This window comes from Candidatus Borreliella tachyglossi, assembly GCF_003076595.1.
GTDB classification, from domain to species: Bacteria; Spirochaetota; Spirochaetia; order Borreliales; family Borreliaceae; genus Borrelia; species Borrelia tachyglossi.
This window is the reverse complement of the sequence record NZ_CP025787.1, coordinates 1-23,493: the sequence shown is the minus strand read 5'-3', so window position 1 is coordinate 23,493 and position 23,493 is coordinate 1. Positions and strand designations below refer to the sequence as shown.

Below are 23,493 nucleotides of genomic sequence, written 5' to 3'. Positions count from 1 at the left end.
ATATCATGCCAGATGAAGATATAGCGAAATTAAGACGAGAGTATTTAGATAGTAGAAGTAGAATGCAGGCATTAATGAAAAACCCTCAAGTTAATGCTGGACTTTTTAACAACAAGTTTGATTTTAGAGATAAACACATACATTTTGCTAATTCTGGAGGCACTCGTACAAGTAGGGTCGATAAGCTAGAAAACTATTACGCTGTAGGGTATCCATATAAAAGGGGTGTTAAGTTAGTTGTAAATAAAATAGAGGAGATCCCTAATACTAAAATGCATTATGAGCCTCATGTTGAGGCAGGTGGTGGTGTTGATCTTTATAGTATATGTGTAGACATTGACGAGTTTACACACACAGCAACGGTTGTACCTATTACTAACAATTACGAGGCGTACTTGGTATTTGTTAAGGGTCAAGATGGGGGTGATGTAAAGGCTGGAACTAAGTTATTCTTTAATGAAAAAGGAGAACTACAGAAAATTACTGGAGAAAATAAACAAGTAGTTAATGCTATTGCTTTATCTGCACCTTATGAGATAGCAACCCTTGGGGATGCTAAACTTTATTTAATTCATGCAACTATATTTGGAAATAGAGCTGTTAAAGTAGTTTAAAGTAATTATTTTAAAAAAGGAGATTTAAAAAATGTCTGAACTATATGATACAAATTATTATGCTAGGGAAGTAGCACACATTTTTGGGAAAGTTAAAGACCCAATTATGTACAACTGGTTTGAGCCGGAACAAATTGAGTTTGCTGATGTTAAGATGGGATACCTTAACACTGTTAAATGGGACGGTTTTCTTAATAGCAACCCTACAACTCTAGCAAATGAAGTCAATACTATAGCTACTATTGGATTTAGAAGTGAGACTGTTAAAATTAATTACATTAAATTGCAATATAAATTTAGACACTTTAAGCAAAGTGCAGAGGGGTACTATACTAGTGGTAATTACATTGGTGATGTTAATAATAATATACTACCATTTTCTAATGCGTATTTACTAGCGTCAAACGAGATAATTAAACTTATTAATCACTTTATATTAACTGGTGTTGTATCTATACACAGTGCTGGACAAAACTTTAAAAAATTATTACCTGAGATGTATGGAATTCTTAATATGCCACATCAAATAGAGGTTGAAGTGACAAATGGTAATAAAGATAAAATGGATAAAATATTTGAAAAAATTGAGGAAGGACTTGCAAAGCTTGAACTAGGGGATGAGTTTACAACTCCCATGATGGTAATAGTAGATCAAGCAACTAGTCTAAAGCTCTCAAAACCCTACGAGCCTAATGGACTACCCTCAACATCCGAGAAAACATGGGAAGACGTTGTAAGGAGTACAATACAAGCTGTTAATAATAGACAGCCTGTTTATATTGAAACTTCTAATATGCTCTCACACCAGATACTCATTTATCCACTAAACCCCGAGCTCATTAAATTCAAACCAAGTAAATATATGTTACCAATGCCTAATGAACAAGTCGATCGCGACTCAACAGATATAGCACATAGTTATATTGATTTTGTACTAGGTGGTATGATTGCTACACAAAAGACAATCCTTAAGGTAACAATTAAACAGCAGTAATACTTGTGATTAGTACTGTATACTTTTAAATAGTACTATTGTAATATAGTCGCAATAGTGGTAATAATGATAAATAGTGCTAATACTTATATAAGTAATAGTAATAGCAATATGGATAATGAGGATAATTTGGCAGAGATTAAGACAATATACACAAAAATACTAGCTCTCTTGTCAATAAAACAAGAAGAGGTAACTTTTGAAAACTTCCTACTGCACTCTGAACTACTTGAAGCTACTCTAATAAACAGGGGTGTTGATATTAGCTTGTTAAGTTATGCTAATATTTTTCTACTAACATATTACTTTATAGGTTGTGAACTTAAGAAACGCGGTATTTTAACAGAGTTTGAATTTGATAGGATTAAAAAACAAAAGTTTAATGAACTTGAGATTGACTATCACCCACCACCATCACCAACTGCTGTTAATGAAGAACACAAGAAAAACTTTTGTGATCTTTTTGATAAATTAGTAGATCAAAGCAAAAAACAAACAAAAACGCCTTCTTGTATAGGGGTAGTAAGATGAGCTCTATAAGACAAACATTTTCTTCTATGTCTAATAGAATGATATCATTATTTCAAAATGATGAACAGTTAAGATTTTATAAAGGTATGTACAAATACAATGTAGAGACCGCCATGCATGATTTAATTTTTAGTAAATTAAGTTACATGGCATTTATTGGTGTGCTCTTTAGCATTACTAGTGATGCTTTAGAAAATATATATGACTCTAATTTAAAAGACTCTGGAAGTTATGCTAAACTCTATACCGCATCCACACTTGATTTTCAAATTAAAGATCGCATATCAACAGATGACACAGACTACTACGAAATAGTTAAAATTGATACAAGTATTGGATATACAACATTAATACTTAAGGTACTATCATGGACATAAATATTGAAGTTGAGATTGGATGGTTTGCAGGACGCGGTCGTATTGCTCGGATGCATGATACTGGAGGCGGAAAGCTACCAAAGAGGGCTCACTTAACACTTGTAGCTGATAGTCTAAAGTTTAGGGAATATATTGATAATGATTATATAAGAAAAGCATTATCAAATAATATTAAAGACGGTATGTCTAAAATAGGGGAGGCATTTATTACTTATTATCAAAATTATGTCTTATCTGGTAATATAACGCCCGACCTTAAAGCTTAAAACTATTGCAAGTAAAAAACGCAAGGGAAGTAAATCACCACAAACACCACTCCTTGATACAGGAGAGATGATATCAACTATCAAGTATAGGGTAAATACATGATAGTAATTCCTAAAGATATACAAAAATATTTAATTTCTTTCCTTAATGGTTTTGCTACATATGTAGGTGAGAATAGACTAAATTTAGAAGTTATAAATTCCTACAATCATCCTTATATTAATAAATACACTTGCAAGACATCAAATTTAATGGTCTAGAGAATGCGTTTTATAAACTTCGATCTGGAAGTTTTTATGAAAATGTTAATGAATTTAATTTAAATTTTGCTATATTCTTTATATCCTTAGTTACCACACAAGATCCAGACGCGCCTCATCGTCCGCTACAACTTTATTCTTTATTAAGTTCTTATCTTTATGCAAACAAATATGGATTAACAGTAGATTGCGATGACGAGGCTTATCAAGCTCGTATTGAGTATTACCTATATCCTACAAGTGGTATGCAACATAATGGTTTAATTGCTATTAATACCAATATTAGCAATAATGCCTATGCAAGCAGTATGACATTTAAAGCAAGTATTAAAGTACAAGAGTTTTTAAATGAAGAATATTTAAATGATTTAAATCACAAGAATATACAAGGGAATGAAGAATATTTAAATGATTTAAAGCACAAGAATATACAAGAGAGGGACTAGAGTATGCCAATGGATACAGTTAATGTCAATCTTATAACCAGTAGACTAGATATTACCAAAGTACAATACTACAACCCTTTACTAGTTTATAAAACTACAACTTTAAAGATTGATGATCAAGTTAACAACATTAAGATACTACCACTTAATGTTAATAACTATACCAAGAGTATAGAAGCACTTGAAAAAGCAAATGGTAATGACCTAGAGGCCGAGAAGGCTTATTTAAATACGGCTTTAGGGGCTTTTTTTGGTGAAGATGCATTAAGGGCTTGCACACTTTTACTTTATAAAGATAAGCCGGAGTCAATTAAGGAATATCTTAAAGCTAGCAGGCACAGTTTTGTTGTCTTAATTAATCCTTATAAAAAAGAGAGTCCTACAGACGATGGACTTAGTATTTATAAAGATGATTATCCTAAATTCAAGAGCCCTAATACCTTTTTTGTATTCTCTACTAAAGAAACCGAACTAAAAGAATTATTTAAAGATAAAGGCTCAACAGAGGGTAAAGGTAATATTGTCATTTATAGCAACGGTGGTGATAACCTGTATTTAAAATTTATAAGTCAATACCTCAATCAAGCTAGTATATTTCATTCCGTAAATCCGTACGGTATTAAGCTTAAAGCCACACCACTCCTTGATGATGCTACAATCAAGAAATTACGAGATGCTCGTATTAATTTCTATGCACTTCTTAATGAGACTGGACTTGACGGTGTTCCTTCTTTTAAGGAGGGCGTTGACCTTGCTGGTACTCCTATAGATGAACTTGCAACATTAAGTTACATCAAAAATGAAACCATAGTGGAGCTCATTCGTGTTTGGAACAAACATAATAGACAAAATAGTAAATTAAGTGCATTAAGTCTAAGTGGTATTCGTGAGAATGCATACACTGCGTCACTTGAGTGTTTATTTAATAGATTTAAATCTTCTGGTTTGATTGTAGACTATAGTTCTATTAGATTAAAACTAAAGCCATCTCCTCAACTACAGCTTGATCTAAATATCACTATTACATATAACTATAGCATTAATGCTGTTGTATTAAATATTACAACAGAAGACATAAAAGACTATCAAAATAGTCTAGCGCAAGACAGGAGTGCTTAAGGATGCAAGATAGGAGTGCTTGAGGATGAATTTATATAACTTAACGGAAGTTTATTTTTCAATATTAGGTCATCAACTGCATAGTGGAAAGATCGAATTTAGTAGTGAGCCTAGTACTAGAGCCGTTGTTTCGGCTGAAGACAAGGGTACACCTGTTATAAGCTTTAGAGACCCTAAAACTGTTACTTATATTTTCAACATTGAGGTAACACTTGGTAGTCATGATTATATTTTGTTAACAGAATTATCGGATGAACAATTTGATAATGTTACTGTTAGTAAAAATGAAAAAATTGGGGATTTAGTTTTCAATGATCATATTGCAACAAAAATTATTTCAAACCATGCAGTGTTTACAGAGGCTCCATCTAGAAACTACTCTGCAGAGGCTGATAAGGTAACTTTTGAAATACGAGCAATTAATTGTAGGCGTAGTAAACCTAATACTTAATTAGGAGAGTAAATGCGGTATAAAACATTTAACTAAATAGGGTATTTAATATGAAATACAAAATGAAAATATTAACTAAAACTAAAGTTTATGAGTACAAAGTTAAAGCTATTCCAGTATATGAGTGGGATAGGGTCTTAAGTGTTAATCAAACTAAAGCTCTTGATAGACTCTATGAACTAGACTACTTAAAACAAATTACTAATTTAATGATTAATTCGGGATTCCTGGATGAATTTTACTTCATACTTAACAACAACAGACAATATGTTGGATGCTATAAAGAGTATTTAATAGCAATTCTTTATAGTATTCAATTTGATATATTTAATAAGGACGCCGATTTTAAAAAACCTCATCTTGTGTATCTAGAAGAGTTTGAAAATAATGTTGGGGATTTTGAAAAGTTTGACTATATTAATGAGGCTTGGAATTACGAGGCGGTAATAGATAGTATAGATAATGCTATTGCTATATGAAAACATCAAAAGCAGTAAGATACAACGAAATAAAGCAAGTAATAAATCAAATACATGAATCTAGGCACCAATATTTCACACTCTTAGAAGAAATTAGAAATAATAAGTATGCCTTTCCAGTAATAATGGGAATTGCTACCTTAAGTGAAGTTAAGAGGATGTTATATAACGATTTATTTGAAGTTAATAAACTTGCTGATTTTAAACTACAAAAACAAGTGTATGAACTTATTTTTAGGAAATAATGATTGTTGAAAAATGAAAATAGTGAGTTATTAATTATGAATTAAAGTTATTGGTAACTTTAAGTAGAGATTGAGTGATGCATTTACTATTAAGGGGCGTACTAGATCACGCTGAGACTAAAAAGGCACGTAGTTATTGGTAACTTTAAGTAGAAAATGAGTGATACATTTACTATTAAATTTAAAGGCGTACTAGATCACGCTGAGACTAAAAAGGCGTTAGAAAAAGATATTTCCAAAATGGAGAAGTATCTAAAGCCCGCTCGAACTAGTCTGGGTAGTACTAAAGATATCATTAAGAGTAATTTAAGTGATAAAAAGCGTGAGCTCTCTAAACAAAAAAAATATGAGGCTTTAAGGGAAAAAACAGAAAAATTTAAGCTGGCTGAGACTAAAAAATTAATGAGTCAAGGTAAAAGTTTCGCTAAAGCTAGAAAAGAGGCATTTAGACGCTCACAAATGTCTGATGATGATTTAAGGAAGTTAGAATACAAAAAACTAAAAAAAGACGAGCATAGTGCACGGTTTAAAAAAGGTTTTGGTTTTGTTACAAAAGTTGCAATGGGAACCGCTATTGGAAATGTGGTATCTGGGGCACTTAATAAGGGCGTAAGTGGCGTTATGGATTTTGCTAAAAAGTCCGTTGAAATGCGTTCACAAATTGCAAGACAAGCAAGGCTTTCATCTAAAATGTTTACTACAGCTGAGCGTAGTAGTATTGAAGGAATGCTTAAAGGTAGGGGTTTTGAAAAGCAATTAGACAAAGAAGACTTTATTACAAAAAGTGCATTAATTAAATCCGAACTTAAACAATTGGGTATAACAGATCAAAAATCGATTGTTGATGCTGTACAGACTGCAGTTGATATTAAAAAGAGTGGGCTCTTAGGTGAAGGCACAGATGAATCAATAAGTGCGGTTGTTGAACTACTTAAGGGTAATGCTGGAGTTTTATTTGATACTATGCATCGACTAGAGGGTATTGGTGATAAGTATAATGATTTTCAAGCAAGAAATTTTGAAAATGTGGCAAAGTATGACGTGCTTGCAAGACTTGCTACACTTAGGGAAATTAAAAAAGACGTAACATCTGCTGATTTATCTGGGTATGCTACAGTTGCTGACAAGAGTGAGGGGAGTATGACTAGAATTGAGGATAATTTAGGGAAGTTGACTTCTAGACTCCTAGAGCCAGCAATTAAGCTTGTTGATAAATTATTAGTATGGATTGAAAACTTTAGTATTGAAAAAAGTATTATTTCTCCTATTAAAAATATATTTAGTATAGATACCTTAATTGCAAGGCTTAAATCAATATTACCATCATGGATGGGTGGTGACAGCGGTGCATCACTGGGTGAATTAAACAAAAGAAGAGAAGCAAGTGAGGACGGTAGTTCAAAACAACCTTAAAACTTTATATATACTATGTGACCCATAAAATAAAGGTGATACCCTAGTATGGATAAGCACGAAATATTACATTTAATTAAAGCTACTGTAAATCAAGTTTTTAGTTTTTTTAGTAGTGGTAATTTTATTGTGTTATTTCCAAGAATGGATCTTAAAGGTTTTGGATATATTCCGCAATTATTCTTTATAGAACCAAAAGGCGACCTTATAATTAGAACATATAGTACTAGTTGTTCAAAACGTCCAGTTATTAATTACTACACACGTAAAGCGGAATATGTTACCTACAACCCTGTACTAAATAGTGAAGTTATTTCAATTACTGGTGGCGTTTTAACTAGCATTTATAAAGAGATGCTATCACCTTTAAAAATGACTCCTTTTGGTAATTCATTATTACAGTATGATAGTAATTTTGTAAAAGAACAATTAGCTAATAGAATTGAGGCCGGTGTACCATTTACCGCATACAGCCCCACTTTTCAATTTAAAGAACTAGTTATCCTAACTTCTGTTACATTTAAAGATACTCCATATATTGATGAAATTGAGATTAATTTAAATATTGAAGTTGTAAAAACCTTTACACTAAATGAGTATAAAGGATAATACTATGTATAGACTACTTAAATATGATTTTTTAGTTGAATTTTATAACGCTACTACCCTAAAGAATAGTATTGGTGGTGGTATACCTGAAGTACATCCTAAAGTTGTAATTAAAACTGAATGGGGCGTTCATGTTGATATAAGTATTAATGATGTATTATCCAATCACAACATAATTGCAAGTAAACAAGCTAAACTACAAATTTGGAACCTGCCTTTAACTTTTAATGATGAGATTAAAGTGAATGATATTGTAAAGATTTATTACAAAAAATTTGCTGATGAAAAAGCATATGACTTTATCATGGGTGGGTATTTAGGTGTACCAATGAGTACAGACTATGCTAGTGGTGATTTTTCCGTTGAATATGAAATTCATTTAGTATCTAAAAGTAATTTTTACAATAGAGAGCTCAATAAAGAATTTAAAGGTATGCGGGTTGTTGACGCTATTTCTTTTGTATTTGAAAATAAAGCTATAATTAAATTAAGCCAAAAAGACCAAAACAGAGTAATAGATGAAAGCTTTTATGCAAAAACCCCTAAAGAATTTATAGAAAAACTCACTAAAAAATATGTATCAAATATTAAAACTGATGTCGGCCTAATTACAAGTGATGTTGATTGTAATTTTATATTCTCTAATATAGAGCCCACACCTGTCCTTGATAAAGCTAGGTATGTGCCCCTAGAAGACTATGGACTTGAATTTATTCCTCAACAAGAAATATCATTTGCTACCAATCGCAATTACTCTATAATTTTTTGGAATGCCAAATTAACCTATACTCATAAATTAAGAATTGGTGATAAAGTTAGTTTTAAAGATGCACTTAGTAATTTAATTAAATGTACAATAGATCAAACCAATGCCACGCTAAGTAATACTGGTGAGTGTTCACTTAGTCTTAAATTACACGATGACTCCAACCATGTACCACGAATAACTAAAAAAATCTCATAATAAACTGTGAGAAATTTGAAAAAAACAGCCTACTACAAGATTTAAAGAAATAATTTAATTATAAGTTTAAATAAAAAATACTACACAATTTAAAATTTAAAGGAATAACTAATAAATAATTTAGAAAAATCCTGTAATAAGCTGTAAAAAACTGTTTAAAAAATCACAGCCTACTACAGGTTTTTAAGAGAATAAATACAAATTTATTGTAAATAAAAGGATACTACAGAATTTCAAATTTAAAGGAATAGCTAACAAATAACCTAGAAAAATCCTGTAGTGGACTGTAAAAGCGATGAAAATTATAATCTACTACAAGATAGGTTTAGATATAAGATATAAAAATAAGGTATGTAAATAAAAGATACTACAGAATTTCAAATTTAAAGGAATAACTAGCAAATAATTTAAAAATCCTATAATAAGCTCTGAAAAAAAATCACAGCCCACTATAAGATTTAGTTCGATGTAAATATCTTTAATACAGATGTAAACAACATTAGTACAAAGTATATAAAAGATACTACAAAATTTTTAAATTTAAAGGAATAACTAGCAAATAAATTAGAAAAATCCTATAATAAGCTGTAAAGAAATTACTAAAACTTGCAACCTACTATAAGATTAAATGAAGTAAATGAACTATGTCTTATTAGTTATTTTATTACAAAATTTAAAATTTAAAGGGTATATATATGAGCAATGATACTAATTATGAACTCTATAGAATAAACCAACGTCTTAAAGGCTCCCTGCTTGCTCAAGAAGACATAAAGGTATTTCTTAATGAAAACATTTTCATATCACGTATTGGAACAATAAAAGAATTTGATAGTAATACCCAGAAAGGAATAGTTTTACTTAAGGAATACGAAGGACTTGCTATACACACTTGCAACATTGCTAGTGTAAATTATTTCCTAAAGACAGGAGACGAGGTTATACTACTGCAAAGTAGTATTAATATTTTCAATACGGATGATAATAACTATTTTGATCAAAATTATTACTATATACTAAGACCAGTTGATCTTAGCAAGCAAAAGATTGAAGTTAAAGCTGGTAAGGTTGCTATACGCTCAAGCGACCCTATAGAAATTAGTACAAGCCTTGCTAATTTAAAAGAGAGTTTTAAACAAATTGTTTCAACGCTTGAGGAAGTAGTTGATGCATTGTTTAACCTTAAGGTAATAGGTCAAGCAGAAATTGATCCAACTTTTCGTGTATTTTATGTAAATAAAATAAGATATAGTCTTGAACGAATCATGCCTCTAGTTAATAACACATTAAAGTAAATTGTTAATAAAACATTAAAGTAAATTTTTTGTCAAGTTTATGATATAATATATGTATTTAAAATTTGTTGGGAATTTATGGATTTAAAGATAAATGACAAGTTTGATCTAGTATTTGGAAGTGATTTAATGCTTGTTGATACTATTTTAGAACAAAAACAAAGATTGTTTTTATTCCTAAAAATCCCAAAAGGGAGCCTGCAGTATGCTCCCCATCATGGATTCGAGTATATGTTGTTTTTGCGATTTTGCAAAATTGGCAATTTAGAAATTATTAAAACCTACTTTTTAAATATAGCACAAGAATTAAAAATTGACCTTGTTAATGTTGAGGCAACTTTTAATGAGGGTTGTGTGCGTGTCGAGTTTTATTTCGTTGGTGATACTTTAGTTATGGACTTTGCTGTATGAGTATCCTACTAGTTATGGACTTTGCTATATGAGCATACTATTTGATCCAAACTTCGGTGCAGTTAAACAATCAATTAAGGATATAGTCAATCAAAAACGAGAATACCTTAAGACTATGCATAATATTGATATTACAGATGATCACAGTTCCATTTATAACATAATAGCTAATTCACTAGCTTTACTTGAAGTAGAAATTATTGATGAACTTAATCTTTTCTTTTCTAAACTCGCACCAGAGGGTGAGTATTGGACTGCTATACAAAATCACATAAATGCAAAAAGTACTACCCACGAGGCCGTTAAGACGGCTTTACTTAATCTTAAACCTGTTATACATGCAAATATTTTAAGTACTGCAGGTAAAGCTAATATTTACATAATAGTTGATGATACTGTACTAAATGATACTAAGAACGCCATCCTAGACTCTAAATTTAAAGCCGATTTATGGGAAGTGTTATATTACACAACCCCCAGTGGAACTGTGCTTGAAGGTGATATTTTAATTGATGGTTTTAACTTACAAGGACAGCGTAAAGAATATAAGGTAAGTTTAGGAAAACGCAAGTATTGTTATTTAAGTGTTAAGTACAAACTTGACCTTAAGAACTACATTTATCTAGAAGTTGATACACAAATAAGGGATATTTATACAAGAATTTGTGAGAATAATTATAAAGATATGGGAATTAGCTTTGAATATCAAGATTTCCTAGCACCTGTTAATGAGGTTGTAGGGATTAAAGCAATGAATATCGGGGTTTATATTAAAGATGATGATACACAAAATATTAAGAGTATAAGTAAGACTAATTTTAAAATCAATCAAGATTTTGCAATCGGTGATAATGAGATTTTACTTTTTGACATAGTCGACAGGTTATTAATCGACATTGATACTTAAAGGAAATAGTTATAATGAATATACCTAATTTCTTAAGAAATACTCAAGTAGAAAAATTTATTAAAAATGAATTACACTATGCTCACACAATTTTATCGGAACTTAAAGAATTAAATTCAAACTTTATTGATTTTGATGCAAAGGAGCATGTAAGCTCAAGATTTATTGCATTTAAACTATCCATACTATTTAGGATATTTTATTCAAAATCACAAACACTAGTAAGCTTAACAAAAAACATTAATAGTGTAATTTTTGCAAAACGCCATATTGGTACAGACGAAAGTTTTATAAGATTGTTTAAAGCTTTTCTTAATGTTGACGTACAAGTTAGTACAGAGTCTGCAGGTGTTATTAGCATTAAACTTAAAGGCTCAATGACAACCAATTTTATTACCTATGTATCACCAAGCACTCCTAAAGGTATAAAACCCAAGAAAATAATAATGTGTACTACCAAAGAGGGGTATGCCAGAGTGTGTAAAAAGTTGGTATTTAATTTCCTTCCTAAAGGGTATTCACACTCAATTTATGCATTTATTAAAGAATTAATCCCTATAGGGAGGGTGCTTAAACTTTATGATAAAGAAGACCAAGAGCTTATTACTTTTAACAATTAAAAATAAGGAGATTTTATGCCTGATGGTGATAATGGAAAATTACTAGTTGACGAGATTGATACTATACAAATAAAAGACTTAAATAGAGTTGCTAGCGTCAATAATAGCGACCTATTACCAGTTGATGATGGTATTGCAAACCTTAATGCTATCACTTTTGAAAACTTCCTAAAGACCGTAAAGGACAAAACATTTAGAGGAGAGGGTTTAGGTGAGTTTAAACAAGTCATAAAAAGTACTATAGCTAGCGAACTAGCAAATGATGATAGTTTTGTTAATAGAGTGTATTCCAGCATACTAAGTAAAATATTAAACAATCAATCTAGTAGTATTAGCAATCTTTTTAGCAAAATTGAGTCGGAACTCAAGCGAAGTATCAAGGCGTACTCTAAAATGTCCTCTAGTGATAAATTACTCATAATGAGCAGTTACAACGAGTTACAAAAAGTACCACCACCTAAACAAATTATGGGTATACCATCAAGTTTTACAATTCAAAGAGCATCCAATAAAAGTAGATATCTATATCCCTATGAATATACAAGAAAATCACTTATCCTAGACTTAATAAACAATAAAGAAGTTACCTTAATGTTTGACGATGATGATCGAGATGAAGCTGTATATTTAGATATATTTCTTAGTGTAGAAACTGGTACAGTTGACAATGAAAGGAGTGTATACACTAAATATAGTGATGAAACGGGAAAATTAAAAGTATTTCATCTTCATAGTAGAAATGTTAAGTTCATGATATCTTTATTTTCTGGTTGGTATATGCATGAAAGGGTGCCTGGAACTACAGCGGTTGGCTATGTACCATTATTGTTAAAAATTTAGCAAAAGCTTGTTAAAATCTTTTGTTTAAATTTATTTGTTAAATTAAGGTTTTGATATAAGTTTACTGTTCATGTGGCTAATAGTAATAGGCTACCCTTTGGGTTTGCTTTACTATTACCTACTTTGGATTTTGAGGGTGTTTTTACGCCCTACAACTTCCGTATTTTAGTTAATTATTTAAAAATTAGAGGGCATAATGAATAACATAAATATCGCTGAATTATTAATGAATATCAATGAGATTAAGTTAATTGTCATATCTGCTTTTGTATTAGCTTTAGTATCACTACTAGTTATTTTATTTAAACCTGTGCTTAAGGACATTTTACATATTTTTATTTCTAAATTTAAGAATAAGGATGGGAAAGACTAATTATGATATTTAGCAAGGATAACCTATTATGACACTTAGTAAGGATAATCTTGAGGCTGGACTTGCTAGTATTAGTACCCTGTTTGATATTTTTTCTAAATTTGAAGACAAGTTTAGCGAAAAATCTCATAAAGGTTTTACTATACTTTATGAATTTTATGAACATTTTGTTGAGATTTACACACAAAATATGGAGCGTCTTGAGAATAAATTGACGCATGAAATTTTAGAAGACCTCACGCCTTTAAACACTAAGATTAATGCTTTAATTAGTGCTGTTAATGCTGGTGCTGGGAATATGAGGCTTAATGAGGACTTAAAGCTTAAGTGTGCTGAGGCTTAAATAAAGGAGTTTGGGTTTAGATAACAAGTAAAGGAGTTTAGTTTGGATTTAGATAACAAAACTGCTCATTTAGGAATTAGTATCTTAAATGATTTTACACAAATACTTAAAGATAAACAGCCCGCTACTTCTGCATACATTAATGTATTCACAAACATATTCAATTACTTTTATTCCCTATACACAAAAAATATGAAAAACTTAGAACAAGTAGAGTCAATTAAAATCTTAAATGAATTAGAGCCAATACTAGCGTGTAATATTGAGATATTAGAAAAATCTACAACTGCAGGTAGTAAAGACCATAAAAAGATTGAGGCTTTAAGAAAAAAAAGAAATAAATTAATGAAAATTTATACCGACAAACTTAAGATGGAACTAGAGAAGGAACTAGAAAATGAAAACTAAAATCTTTAAATTTATTCTCTTATTTACTCTCTTAGGATGTGATACAATTGCAAGCCTGAGGCAGGAGCCTCGGCAACCTCAAGAAACTACACTTGCGAGCTTAAGTGCCTATGAAGACAAGCTAGCAAGTTATGTGATGTACTTGCAAACATGGTTGGTTAGAACTAAACAAAAAGTTAAAGACAAGGATTATCCTAAATTTGAATTCTTTGATACTACTACCCTTAAGTATGAACATACTCTTAAAGCCCTAAAGGACAATATTGCTAAATACAAGACATATATACTGTATGTTAAGCCTATTGCTACTGCTGTATACAATAAATATTCAAAAGCACTTTAACTAAATATTCAAAAACACTTTAGCTTGTCAAATATGCAAATTCATCCGATCGACTCAAGCAACCAAATAACTTTAAAGGACTGCTACCATAAAAACCCTTATTCTTTTCTAAAAAGTTATCAAACTGCTGTATATCAACTAAACCCTTATTGCTATTCATAAAATATACCTTAATTAAATCCGTCCAATATTTAATGTTTTTAAGTTGTTCATTTTCATTAAAATAATCGAGTAACAAAACATCATCACCATTCTCAACAAACTCCATATACTCTTGTATATCTCTTGCACTAGCAAATGGCTTGTCTTCAATATATTCTTGACTCACAACCAGTCTAGCAAAATTTAGTAAGTTCTTGTATAAGCTGTATCTAGAGTCCAAACATTGTTGCTTATTGTTTTGTTGCTGGCATTGTTGCTTATTGTATTGAGGCTTGTCACTATTAGAAAATACATCTACTACATCATCACTTTGCAACTCTTCTGCAATGTATGGTAAGTTTTGCATACAAGAATTAGGTAACGTTCTAAAAAGTCTACTAACAGCACATTTTCTTATCATAAATATAGGTTTTTCTCTCCATATAGGAGTATTTTTGCGAAATTCACTAAGTAGTACAGAATAACTATAAGTTTTACCAGCACTAGTAGTAAGGCTCGCGGTACACTCCCAATCGGACTTCTCAATCGCATTACCACTAGCGTCAAACCCCAAAGTCATAATCTGCTCTTCTTTAAACTTTAAATCTTTACTATCATACCCAGCCTCATAAGCTTTTCTCATTAAAGCAAGATATGAAATAACTATAGTATAAGACCCCTTAAAAGGAATAATATGCACATCATTAGTAAATGGATTGAGCTTATTAACCATCAATAGAGTTATAATGTCACGCTCCGACCTTGCGTCAATACCAGTTAAGTTTTTCTGTGATTTATATGCTTCCCAAACTCTCAAAGTATTATCCAAATCAATATTCTCATATTGTGACGGCTTAACACTTGTTACTTGTGTTACTTGTTTCATTTACAATCTCCTTTATGCACATATATATAACTATATAACAAAAACTTTTTGTTCACAATATTTTTAACAAAAAATCTTGTATTGAGATTTATAGTACAGTTTGCTTTTATATAAAAACTGAAGTAGTATTCATATTAATATCATCTCATTTATAAAGGAACGTACATGAAGAAATTCAATCAAGTTCATTTTGAACAATTTCCAGAAAAAAAAGCCCACAATAGACTCTTTAAGACTATATCAACAATAAATTACCTAAATACCACATTAAAACCTTATCAACAACAAGATATCTTATATCTAGTAAATCATCATCTAAGCAGAGATGGACTTAAACCAGTTAAACTAAGAACATTAAGAAAAGATTTAACATACTTAGTTAACAACAAGATTATCAAAAAAGAGTTAATAAGACTTGGTGAGTATAAAGGTAGTTACATAAATTACACCACCACTAAATATAGTATTATTAACTTAAAAGCATTATTGTGTCTTGATCAAGAAGTTATCAAGCGTAGTGTCCAAGCAAAGTATAAATTTAGAAAAGAAACACAAGAACGTTATTACAAAAAACAAAACAACTCTCTAAAACAAAACAACCCTAAAAAATTTGAAAACAAAAATGCAACTAAAAATGAGGGTGTTTATATTATTAATAATAACAATATAACAAAAGAAGAGCCTCAAGAAAGTGTAACATCAAAAAAACCCACGAAGTTGCAACTAAAACAAAACGAACTAGCAAAAATTATTTCTTTTTCTTTTAGTGATTTAGAAAAAGAAGGATACAACAAGCAACAGCTTGATATAGAAAAAGAAAAGCTGTATGAAACATACAAATTAAAGCCACACTTCATCATTGAACACACTAAATATAATGATTTAGAACTTAAAGTAAAGAAACTCAAGAAAATATTACCACTAGAAGTAAAAGAAGTAAAAGAACAACAACAAAAGGAACTTGGAAACAATATTTTTAGCATACTAGTATCACAATTTGAAAACAAAATCGATCGTAACGAATTAAAACCGTATTTGAATGAATATTTGAAAACACAAGGAGAATTAACATTTAGCAAAATATACAATAATACGTACTATAATGAATTAAGAAACTTGCTAGAAACAAATAACAAAATAGCAACACTGGTTGATAATATACCATCCTATTTAAGGAGATACCACGACACTAGCAATGGGGAGTGTAAATAAATTATGGAATTTTTACATATTAATGCTATAGAATATAGGAAAGGTGAGTATATGTATATGGCAAACACACTAGAGGATAGATTAAAACAAAAACGTCTTGAAATAAGTCTAAATGAAGTAACACAAGTTAGTAACACAAGTGATAATAAAGGTGTATTTACAAGTATAGAAACAGATGAGAATAATAGAAAACTGTACTACACTAAAATGTTTGATTCATTTCATGGTTTTGGAATCAAAAAAAGAAAAAATGATATATTTTATATATCACTTAGGGATTTACTTGATCAAGATAAAAAAGAGAGCTTTCATTTATTTTCTTTAAAGGCTGGTGATAAGTTTTTAGGAATGTTTTATGGTTTTAAGAGAAGAAAAAAGCCTGTAGGACTTCCATATATTCATGAAGTTACAAAAGAGAACAAGACAATCAATATATATAAAGCATATTATGTTGAATTTAGATTTAAAACGGGAAGTGTATTTTGTTTGGTTAACGGTATTCGTCTTTTAATTAGAAAAGACAGACTTGAAACAAAGTATTGTCAAACTTTACTAGAAGCACTTATAAGACTAGAAAAGGAAATACATGAATTTTACAATCAAAAGTTACCATATGGAGGTTTGATAACCAAATGGATATCAAAAAAACTAAAGTGATCACTATTGCAAGTGCAAAAGGCGGGGTTGGAAAGAGTACTAGTAGTTTAGTATTTTCTACTCTATTGTCAAGAGATCATGAAGTATTATTAATTGATTTAGATACTCAAGCTAGTTGTACAAGTTATTACTATGATAAATTAAAAGAACAGAATATAGATATTACACAAACTAATATCTATAAGGTTTTAATAGCGTCCTTAAATATTAATAATGCTATTGTAAACATTAACGATAATTTAGATTTTTTAGGCAGTTATATAGAATTGCATAAATTTGTTAGAGAAAATTTGCCATTAAAGGAACGTATATTAAAGGAATTTTTACTTGATTTAAATATACAGTATGACTATGTAATTCTAGATACAAATCCAAGTTTGGATGCTACTTTAGGGAATGCTTTAATATGCAGTAACTATTGCATAGTACCCATGACAGCAGAAAAATGGGCTGTTGAGAGTCTAGAACTATTAAAATATTATGTAAGGGAACTAAGAATAAAAAATATGTCTATTTTTTTACTCTCAACAAGGTTTAAAAATAATAATTCTCACAAGGAATTATTAGAACATATTAAACATGATGAAAACTTTTTAGGAACTGTGCACGAGCGTGAGGACTTAAATAAAAGAATAGCAAACAATACTGGTTTTGATTTAAGTAAAGATTATATAAAAGAGTATGAACAATCCTTAATCAACTTTATAAATAAAATAAAAGTAGTTCGTTAACGAACTACTTTTATAATAATACAAGGAGCATATGTGAAAAATATTACCTTAAATAGTAGAGGGCTTAACGATGATAAGTTAATGGTTATATCTGATAAGGAACATTTAACTCGTTATGAGGAATTAAAACAAAATATTAAAAATAATTTAAAAAAACAGATATTTTTCAAATTAGAAAACATTAGAAACTTAAAAGAAATAAGGGATAATAAATATTATAAATATGATGGTTATAAAAGTTTCAATCAATTTATATTAGATTATAATTTTTCTAAAACACAAATTTATGCTCATTTAAAGCTTGCAGACGCCATGGAGACTGGATTAATAGAAGAACAAGATATTATTCAAAATGGAATTAATCAATGCCTTGAAGTGATTAGAAATAATAAAAACGCAATAAAACCATCAAAACAAAATCCAATCAAGCCCTTGAGGTTTCAACTTAAAAGTGAAGTATGCTATGCATACTTTAAAGAACATATTAAGCTTGCAAGTTTTTTATTAGAAAAGATTTATTGTAGTAAAAAAGAGTGGCTTGAAGAAATTATACAAGAATTTGAAGAATTAAGAAGTAATAAATAATAATTCAATCCTCAATTTTATAACCTACACATAAATCTTTATTAGTATTTACTAGTAAAGATTTATTATTTTTTTTGTTAAAAAGTTGTTAAACTTTGTTTTTGTTATATATATATTATTATCATAAATAAGGAGTTTGAAAATGAATAAAAAGATAATAAACACTGTTGATAACAAGGGAACTTTTAATTACTTCACTAATTTAGACATTATTAATGATGTTGTTAATAATTGTTGTCTTAAGAGATTGTGTGTGCTTTTCATGAAGAACAGAACTTACTTTGCAATAGTGATGATGTTATTTACAGTTCAATTAATAGATGTAGGTTGTATCCTTAACATACAACTACATCTCAATCATGAAGACGAGAGGTAGTTGTATATATTATAAGATACGATTATTTTAGCGATATTCATAAACTCAAGTAGTTCTTATATAAAGATTATCACAAGTTTACAGTATATCAAAAGCGGTATATCAAGGTTAAATTTAAAAAAGGGGTCACTTAAAGCTATAAAAAATAAACCCTTAGCAAGGGTTTTATGTGCTACGAACATCTTAAGCTTTAAGCAACCCGAATTTAATAATTTTATCAATAAAAAGCGACTAATTAACTAAATTACATAAACAACTAAACCCTTGCAAAAATTTTAAAAAGCAACAATTCAATTATCTTAAAGTAATTTAAAACTATATCAAAAAATAATTATGTTAAATATTTACATTCATAATACACCCTCCATTTTCTTTATTTTTGTTTAACTTTGTTTAACACTGTATGATTTAAACTCTATAAAATTTTACTTATATTACTTTGCTTATTAACTTAGGGTGTAACATTAACTAAATCATACTTATCTAAATTAAATAAATCACACTCATCTATATAACTAAATACAAGTATACAAATAACGTAACCTATAATGGAAATAATATGCTTGAGCTTGTTGTATTTATTGTAAATACGTTTAAGAATAGATTTTAACATAAAACCCTCTCCAGTCTTATTTTAATAATAAATATATCAATTATCTACATGTTATAAAAGAATAATTTAAATGAACTCCATTTAAACCCAAAAAGCATATCTACTGTTATCTCTTATTCATTGTATCTTGTACCTAATTTATGCAATTAAGATATATAATGCTAAAAATCATTGTTTAAAAAGGAATAAGCATTATGAAAGTTTTATTTTTAAGTATTTGTTTTATTTGTGTTTCATGTTCTGCTTCTAAAGAAGTTGAACATAAAACTCCTAAAATTTCTGTAATGACTGTTGGAAATTTTGAAGATAAAGGCTTTAGTGAGTATGCTTTAAGGGGTGCTAATAAAGCGGGTAAAGAATTGGGGATTGAAGTTGTTCCTAAAGAATCTAAAACTGAGACTTATTTGGCCGATCTTGAGGCATTAAAGGATAATGGATCAAATTTTATATGGTTGCTTGGATATCAACTTAGTGCTCCTTCCATAACTGTTGCTTTGGAAAATCCAGACATCAAATATGCAATCATAGATGGTGTTTATGATAAGTCTGATTCTATTCCTGATAATTTGGTATCTGTGTCTTTTAGATTTGAAGAAGGAGCCTTTTTAGTAGGATTTATTGCATCTCGGGTCTCTAAGACGGGTAAGCTTGGTTTTATAGGTGCAATGAGCAGTGAAGTCATTGATTCATTTAGGTATGGATATGAAGCTGGTGCTAAGTATGCGAACAAACATATTAATATCAATAGTGACTATGTTGGTAGCTATAATGATGCAGAGGCTGCGAAAACCATGACAAATAAAATGTACAACGATGGAATAGATATCGTTTTAGTTGTTGCAGGTCCTAGTAAACTTGGTGTTTTTGAGGCTGCCAAGGAACGTGGTGAGGGGTATTATGCTATTGGGAGTAATCTCGGCGACTTTGACGTTGCACCTGATAATATTATTGTATGTGCAATCGCTAGTGCTGACAAAAGTATACACTTTTTAACTTCTAATTATTTTAAAAAAAATATTTTTGAGGGTGGCCGTATTATAAACTATGGACTTAAAGAAGGCTTTGTGGAATACATAAAAAATCCAAAAAATCTTGAGATAATCTCTTTAGATCTTGAAAAGGAAGTAGGAAATATTACTGAAAAAATAATCAATGGGGACATTATTGTCCCAGCTACTGAGAAAGATTATCATAAATACTTGGTATCAATGCGTTAAGTAGAGGCTTTAGACAAGATTTAAACTATAAGAGTTACAACAACTATATCATAACATAGTTGTTGTAACTTATAGCTATATGCATTTAATTTTTATAACGATGTTTGCAATGCATTTCCTTTTAAAGGTTTATACCTCTAGATATTTAGGGTTTTAATTGAATATAAAAAGGTCATTGAATTCTTGCTACACACAAGCTAAATGTAACATTCAACAACAAATCCAATGACCTTGGTCTCATGATAAAAGCACTATACGTGTACTGTATAAGTAATTACATAGTAGTGTGAGTTTAAATATTTATTCATTATCTTTTTTATCTAAATCATTTATTTATTCTTATGTCTATACCTATATTCATTCTTAAGGTTAATGAAACTTTCACGCCATTTTTTAGTTTCTTTTTGTTCTTCCTTAAGGATGTAGATAAGATATGTGATAACTACAACAAAACTTATAGTTATACATATTGCAATTAACACACATAGTAAATGATCAAGCAGTAAATTCAAAACCTACCTTCTAACTACAAAGTGTAAATAGACATAAAACAATTAAAGATGATACTAATCATTTTAGTTTATTCATACTTTCAAATTTATTAATACCCAATTTGACTATCCAACTAATGAGTGCTGTAGGTTTTCTAGTCAAGCTTGAAAAATACAGTTTGTCTTTTTTTAGCATAAACTCTCCTATATAAACATGATTAATAAATTAATATATCAATTTAATAAAAATGCCTACTTAAGATGAGAATTATAAGAAATAAATTTTACATTAAGTTTATGAAGTATTAATACTACTCCGCATTATATTGCTAATAGCTACAATATCGGTCGTGAGCTCACCATAAGTCTTGTAAATTAAAGATGGATCTGATAATTGTAGATCACAAGCTATTTGTGTAATAGTAAAACCTTTAAGTTTCATAATTTTAATGTAATTATGGCGTAATATGTGTAGGTTTTTTCCATAGGGTTTATTCTTATTAGATTTAATAAGTTGAGCTCTAAAACGCTTTGTAACTCCCCATAGACAAAGTTTTTTATGCTTAGTTTTTTGAAAAAGAAAAGTTCTCTTATAAGTAAATTCAATACCATAATTCTTTTTATGTGAAAAATATTTTCTATGAGCATCTTGAATAATAGTATAAGTATCTTTACTGATAAATACAGACCTTATAACTTCACTATTTCTTTTCTTAGCTACTCTTAAGTTTAAAATATAACCATCACCAGTGGGGTTTTTGTGTAGGTCACAAAGCCTAGCATTTTGTAGTTCAACACCACGAGCCCCTGTTAAATACAGAACACGCAAGAATGCTCCACAAATACCATCATTAAGACTAACATTTTCAATGTATTTAAAAAGTAATTTAGTATCAATGAGATTAAAACCCTTGCCTTGATTTGTAGTATTTTTCTTAAGAGTACGTTTTTTAGAAGATTTAACTAGTTTCCTAGAGGCTCTATTTACTTTAGAGTCTGTATCAACAATCCTCTCATTTAGTTGACTCTTAATAGTGTTTTTTTTGTATGTCATATTGTATTAATTCCTATCATATTAAAATGCATAAATCTTATATTTAACAAAAACCTAAATTTTAAAAAAGATAATACATAAAATAATAGTAGTAATATTTATATAAAAGTCAAGTGTATGGGTATTAAAATAAGTATAAATAAAGTAGAATAATAATAAAATACCACAAATGTAGTAAAGTTGGTATTAAGAGTCTCTTTTTTATGCTATATTTATGAATAGAATAGATATTTAATTATTAGAGATTTACTACTAGCATTTTTACTGCTCTTTACTTTTCAAATAGAATCGTTAGTATTTACAATTTTATTAGTTTTATACCAAACTCTTATATTCAACTATGTAAACTTTTTATTGATCATTTTTACTAGCTTTTACAGATTTCTTTAGTATATTGTACAGAGTCTTATTTGGATTTTATTCTTTTTAGTGGTACAATTAAGCAATATTTAAAGATAAGAATTATTTAAAAAAAGGTAAATGTGATAATGAAAAAAAAAGCTTTTTATGACTACAAAGTTCTTTTTGATAAAGGGCTTAAGAATAAAGAAATTGCTAGCATTTTAAATGTTTGCAAGTCCGCTGTATCAAGAGCACGCAATAGGTACAAGGCCTTAAAAGACCCTAAAGAAAATTTAGAGACTACAGTTCAAGTTAATAGACACACTTTTGACAATCTTGTAGCTTTAGCTATCTCTAGTAAAACGGAGTTGAGGGTTGTTAAAGCAAATTTTGAAACAATGTTTTATAACTTCTGTATGACTTTTAGTGAGGATTTTAAGTCTTATAAAGATTTAGTACTTAAGGAACTTAAAGATACTATAAGTAATATTGATATTCAAATCATGACCCTTACTAGTAAACTTAAAGGTAACATTAAGTCAAGTATTAAAGAAAAGATTAAAACCCAACTAGAGGACAAACAAAAAGAAAAATTGGAATATGAAAAGAAATTCTATACTCATAAAATGGATTTAAACTATAATTGTATGCTTAAGTTAAAAACAATGATGAATGTTAAAAGAGAAGTGCAGTGAATAGTATTCTTGATAGTTCGAAATTTAAGAGTTTAAGAAAAGAATTCTTAAAAGATTTCAACTATGATATTGCTAGTGTAAACTTTAGTAGTAAATCCCCTATAAATGATATTGCTCTATAATTATACGACATCATACTAAAGGAGCATAAAATGAATTTTAAAGAAATTAATCAAAGAGTTGA

General features: G+C 29.4%; 32 protein-coding genes and 2 pseudogenes. 31 read left to right on the top strand and 3 right to left on the bottom strand.

Annotated elements, in window-relative coordinates; genetic code table 11:
- Nucleotides 1-5 precede the first annotated feature (5 nt).
- The 23 genes and pseudogenes from CR532_RS05025 to CR532_RS04915 all read left to right on the top strand — a co-directional run bounded on the left by CR532_RS05025 (nt 6) and on the right by CR532_RS04915 (nt 14,309).
- Nucleotides 6-614, top strand: a complete 609-nt coding sequence (locus CR532_RS05025) for a DUF228 domain-containing protein (protein ID WP_108729757.1) — start codon at nt 6-8, stop codon at nt 612-614.
- Nucleotides 615-645: 31 nt separating this feature from the next.
- A complete protein-coding gene (locus CR532_RS05020; RefSeq protein WP_108729756.1) occupies nt 646-1,608 on the top strand; it encodes a hypothetical protein in 963 nt (320 codons plus the stop codon).
- Nucleotides 1,609-1,674: 66 nt separating this feature from the next.
- Nucleotides 1,675-2,139: a DUF3890 domain-containing protein gene (locus CR532_RS05015; RefSeq protein WP_234416448.1), complete on the top strand. Its 465-nt coding sequence runs from the start codon at nt 1,675-1,677 to the stop codon at nt 2,137-2,139.
- Nucleotides 2,136-2,516 (top strand): DUF1506 family protein, encoded by a 381-nt coding sequence (locus CR532_RS05010; RefSeq protein ID WP_108729755.1) that lies wholly within the window; start codon nt 2,136-2,138, stop codon nt 2,514-2,516. Before CR532_RS05015 ends, CR532_RS05010 begins: the two co-directional genes overlap by 4 nt.
- A pseudogene (locus CR532_RS05005) lies at nt 2,507-2,885 on the top strand (hypothetical protein). Before CR532_RS05010 ends, CR532_RS05005 begins: the two are co-directional and overlap by 10 nt.
- A pseudogene (locus CR532_RS04995) lies at nt 2,882-3,489 on the top strand (DUF764 family protein). Before CR532_RS05005 ends, CR532_RS04995 begins: the two co-directional pseudogenes overlap by 4 nt.
- A 3-nt stretch (nt 3,490-3,492) precedes the next feature.
- The gene (locus CR532_RS04990) at nt 3,493-4,608 is read left to right on the top strand and encodes a DUF787 family protein (RefSeq protein WP_108729752.1); all 1,116 of its coding nucleotides are present in this window, start codon (nt 3,493-3,495) and stop codon (nt 4,606-4,608) included.
- Between the two features lie 25 nt (nt 4,609-4,633).
- Complete coding sequence (locus CR532_RS04985) at nt 4,634-5,059, top strand: DUF1463 family protein (protein ID WP_108729751.1); 426 nt, start codon at nt 4,634-4,636, stop codon at nt 5,057-5,059.
- Between the two features lie 62 nt (nt 5,060-5,121).
- Nucleotides 5,122-5,538, top strand: a complete 417-nt coding sequence (locus tag CR532_RS04980; protein ID WP_234416447.1) for a DUF1473 family protein — start codon at nt 5,122-5,124, stop codon at nt 5,536-5,538.
- The gene (locus CR532_RS04975) at nt 5,535-5,783 is read left to right on the top strand and encodes a DUF1322 family protein (protein WP_108729749.1); all 249 of its coding nucleotides are present in this window, start codon (nt 5,535-5,537) and stop codon (nt 5,781-5,783) included. Before CR532_RS04980 ends, CR532_RS04975 begins: the two co-directional genes overlap by 4 nt.
- A 156-nt stretch (nt 5,784-5,939) precedes the next feature.
- Entirely contained in the window at nt 5,940-7,196 is a 1,257-nt protein-coding gene (locus CR532_RS04970; protein WP_108729748.1) for a DUF759 family protein, read from the top strand.
- A gap of 48 nt (nt 7,197-7,244) precedes the next feature.
- Nucleotides 7,245-7,805 (top strand): DUF792 family protein, encoded by a 561-nt coding sequence (locus tag CR532_RS04965; protein WP_108729747.1) that lies wholly within the window; start codon nt 7,245-7,247, stop codon nt 7,803-7,805.
- Between the two features lie 4 nt (nt 7,806-7,809).
- Nucleotides 7,810-8,769, top strand: a complete 960-nt coding sequence (locus CR532_RS04960) for a DUF693 family protein (protein WP_108729746.1) — start codon at nt 7,810-7,812, stop codon at nt 8,767-8,769.
- Nucleotides 8,770-9,464: 695 nt separating this feature from the next.
- Nucleotides 9,465-10,064, top strand: coding sequence for a DUF777 family protein (locus CR532_RS04955; RefSeq protein ID WP_108729745.1), 600 nt, complete (start codon nt 9,465-9,467; stop codon nt 10,062-10,064).
- A 78-nt stretch (nt 10,065-10,142) separates the two neighbouring features.
- Nucleotides 10,143-10,475 (top strand): hypothetical protein, encoded by a 333-nt coding sequence (locus CR532_RS04950; RefSeq protein WP_108729744.1) that lies wholly within the window; start codon nt 10,143-10,145, stop codon nt 10,473-10,475.
- A gap of 28 nt (nt 10,476-10,503) precedes the next feature.
- Nucleotides 10,504-11,382, top strand: coding sequence for a DUF276 domain-containing protein (locus CR532_RS04945; RefSeq protein ID WP_108729743.1), 879 nt, complete (start codon nt 10,504-10,506; stop codon nt 11,380-11,382).
- Nucleotides 11,383-11,396: 14 nt separating this feature from the next.
- Nucleotides 11,397-12,002, top strand: a complete 606-nt coding sequence (locus CR532_RS04940; protein ID WP_108729742.1) for a DUF735 family protein — start codon at nt 11,397-11,399, stop codon at nt 12,000-12,002.
- Nucleotides 12,003-12,017: 15 nt separating this feature from the next.
- Nucleotides 12,018-12,842 carry a DUF685 domain-containing protein gene (locus CR532_RS04935; protein ID WP_108729741.1) on the top strand — a complete coding sequence of 275 codons (825 nt, stop codon included), beginning with the start codon at nt 12,018-12,020 and terminating at the stop codon, nt 12,840-12,842.
- Nucleotides 12,843-12,914: 72 nt separating this feature from the next.
- Nucleotides 12,915-13,046 carry a hypothetical protein gene (locus tag CR532_RS05470; protein ID WP_259772303.1) on the top strand — a complete coding sequence of 44 codons (132 nt, stop codon included), beginning with the start codon at nt 12,915-12,917 and terminating at the stop codon, nt 13,044-13,046.
- Complete coding sequence (locus CR532_RS04930; protein ID WP_108729740.1) at nt 13,039-13,215, top strand: BlyA family holin; 177 nt, start codon at nt 13,039-13,041, stop codon at nt 13,213-13,215. Before CR532_RS05470 ends, CR532_RS04930 begins: the two co-directional genes overlap by 8 nt.
- Before the next feature lie 28 nt (nt 13,216-13,243).
- Nucleotides 13,244-13,558 (top strand): BlyB family putative holin accessory protein, encoded by a 315-nt coding sequence (locus tag CR532_RS04925; RefSeq protein ID WP_108729739.1) that lies wholly within the window; start codon nt 13,244-13,246, stop codon nt 13,556-13,558.
- A gap of 42 nt (nt 13,559-13,600) precedes the next feature.
- On the top strand, nt 13,601-13,966 hold the full coding sequence (locus CR532_RS04920; RefSeq protein ID WP_108729738.1) for a BlyB family putative holin accessory protein: 366 nt from the start codon (nt 13,601-13,603) through the stop codon (nt 13,964-13,966).
- On the top strand, nt 13,956-14,309 hold the full coding sequence (locus tag CR532_RS04915) for a BBA14 family lipoprotein (RefSeq protein WP_108729737.1): 354 nt from the start codon (nt 13,956-13,958) through the stop codon (nt 14,307-14,309). Before CR532_RS04920 ends, CR532_RS04915 begins: the two co-directional genes overlap by 11 nt.
- Nucleotides 14,310-14,328: 19 nt before the next feature.
- Here the strand turns inward: CR532_RS04915 and CR532_RS04910 are convergent, their stop codons facing one another.
- Nucleotides 14,329-15,336: a recombinase RecT gene (locus tag CR532_RS04910; protein WP_108729736.1), complete on the bottom strand. Its 1,008-nt coding sequence runs from the start codon at nt 15,334-15,336 to the stop codon at nt 14,329-14,331.
- Between the two features lie 165 nt (nt 15,337-15,501).
- On the opposite strand from CR532_RS04910, the gene CR532_RS04905 reads away from it, so the two are divergent.
- From CR532_RS04905 to CR532_RS04880, 6 genes are all read left to right on the top strand, one after another.
- Nucleotides 15,502-16,548, top strand: coding sequence for a plasmid maintenance protein (locus tag CR532_RS04905; protein WP_108729735.1), 1,047 nt, complete (start codon nt 15,502-15,504; stop codon nt 16,546-16,548).
- A gap of 3 nt (nt 16,549-16,551) precedes the next feature.
- The gene (locus CR532_RS04900; RefSeq protein ID WP_234416446.1) at nt 16,552-17,205 is read left to right on the top strand and encodes a DUF226 domain-containing protein; all 654 of its coding nucleotides are present in this window, start codon (nt 16,552-16,554) and stop codon (nt 17,203-17,205) included.
- A complete protein-coding gene (locus CR532_RS04895) occupies nt 17,181-17,936 on the top strand; it encodes a ParA family protein (RefSeq protein WP_108729734.1) in 756 nt (251 codons plus the stop codon). The genes CR532_RS04900 and CR532_RS04895 overlap by 25 nt, the downstream gene beginning before the upstream one ends.
- A gap of 33 nt (nt 17,937-17,969) precedes the next feature.
- Nucleotides 17,970-18,521: a chromosome replication/partitioning protein gene (locus CR532_RS04890; RefSeq protein ID WP_108729733.1), complete on the top strand. Its 552-nt coding sequence runs from the start codon at nt 17,970-17,972 to the stop codon at nt 18,519-18,521.
- 142 nt (nt 18,522-18,663) lie between these two features.
- Nucleotides 18,664-18,897, top strand: a complete 234-nt coding sequence (locus tag CR532_RS04885) for a hypothetical protein (protein ID WP_108729732.1) — start codon at nt 18,664-18,666, stop codon at nt 18,895-18,897.
- Between the two features lie 798 nt (nt 18,898-19,695).
- Nucleotides 19,696-20,727 carry a BMP family lipoprotein gene (locus tag CR532_RS04880; RefSeq protein WP_108729731.1) on the top strand — a complete coding sequence of 344 codons (1,032 nt, stop codon included), beginning with the start codon at nt 19,696-19,698 and terminating at the stop codon, nt 20,725-20,727.
- A 329-nt stretch (nt 20,728-21,056) separates the two neighbouring features.
- On the opposite strand, the gene CR532_RS05390 is transcribed toward CR532_RS04880, so the two are convergent.
- Together CR532_RS05390 and CR532_RS04875 are read right to left on the bottom strand one after the other, a co-directional pair.
- Nucleotides 21,057-21,239, bottom strand: a complete 183-nt coding sequence (locus tag CR532_RS05390; protein ID WP_159076640.1) for a hypothetical protein — start codon at nt 21,237-21,239, stop codon at nt 21,057-21,059.
- A 274-nt stretch (nt 21,240-21,513) separates the two neighbouring features.
- Nucleotides 21,514-22,272, bottom strand: coding sequence for a site-specific integrase (locus tag CR532_RS04875; protein ID WP_108729730.1), 759 nt, complete (start codon nt 22,270-22,272; stop codon nt 21,514-21,516).
- Nucleotides 22,273-22,760: 488 nt separating this feature from the next.
- Between CR532_RS04875 and CR532_RS04870 the strand changes: the two genes are divergently transcribed.
- Entirely contained in the window at nt 22,761-23,309 is a 549-nt protein-coding gene (locus tag CR532_RS04870; protein WP_108729729.1) for a helix-turn-helix domain-containing protein, read from the top strand.
- Nucleotides 23,306-23,431: a hypothetical protein gene (locus CR532_RS05465; RefSeq protein WP_259772302.1), complete on the top strand. Its 126-nt coding sequence runs from the start codon at nt 23,306-23,308 to the stop codon at nt 23,429-23,431. Before CR532_RS04870 ends, CR532_RS05465 begins: the two co-directional genes overlap by 4 nt.
- Nucleotides 23,432-23,493 lie beyond the last annotated feature (62 nt).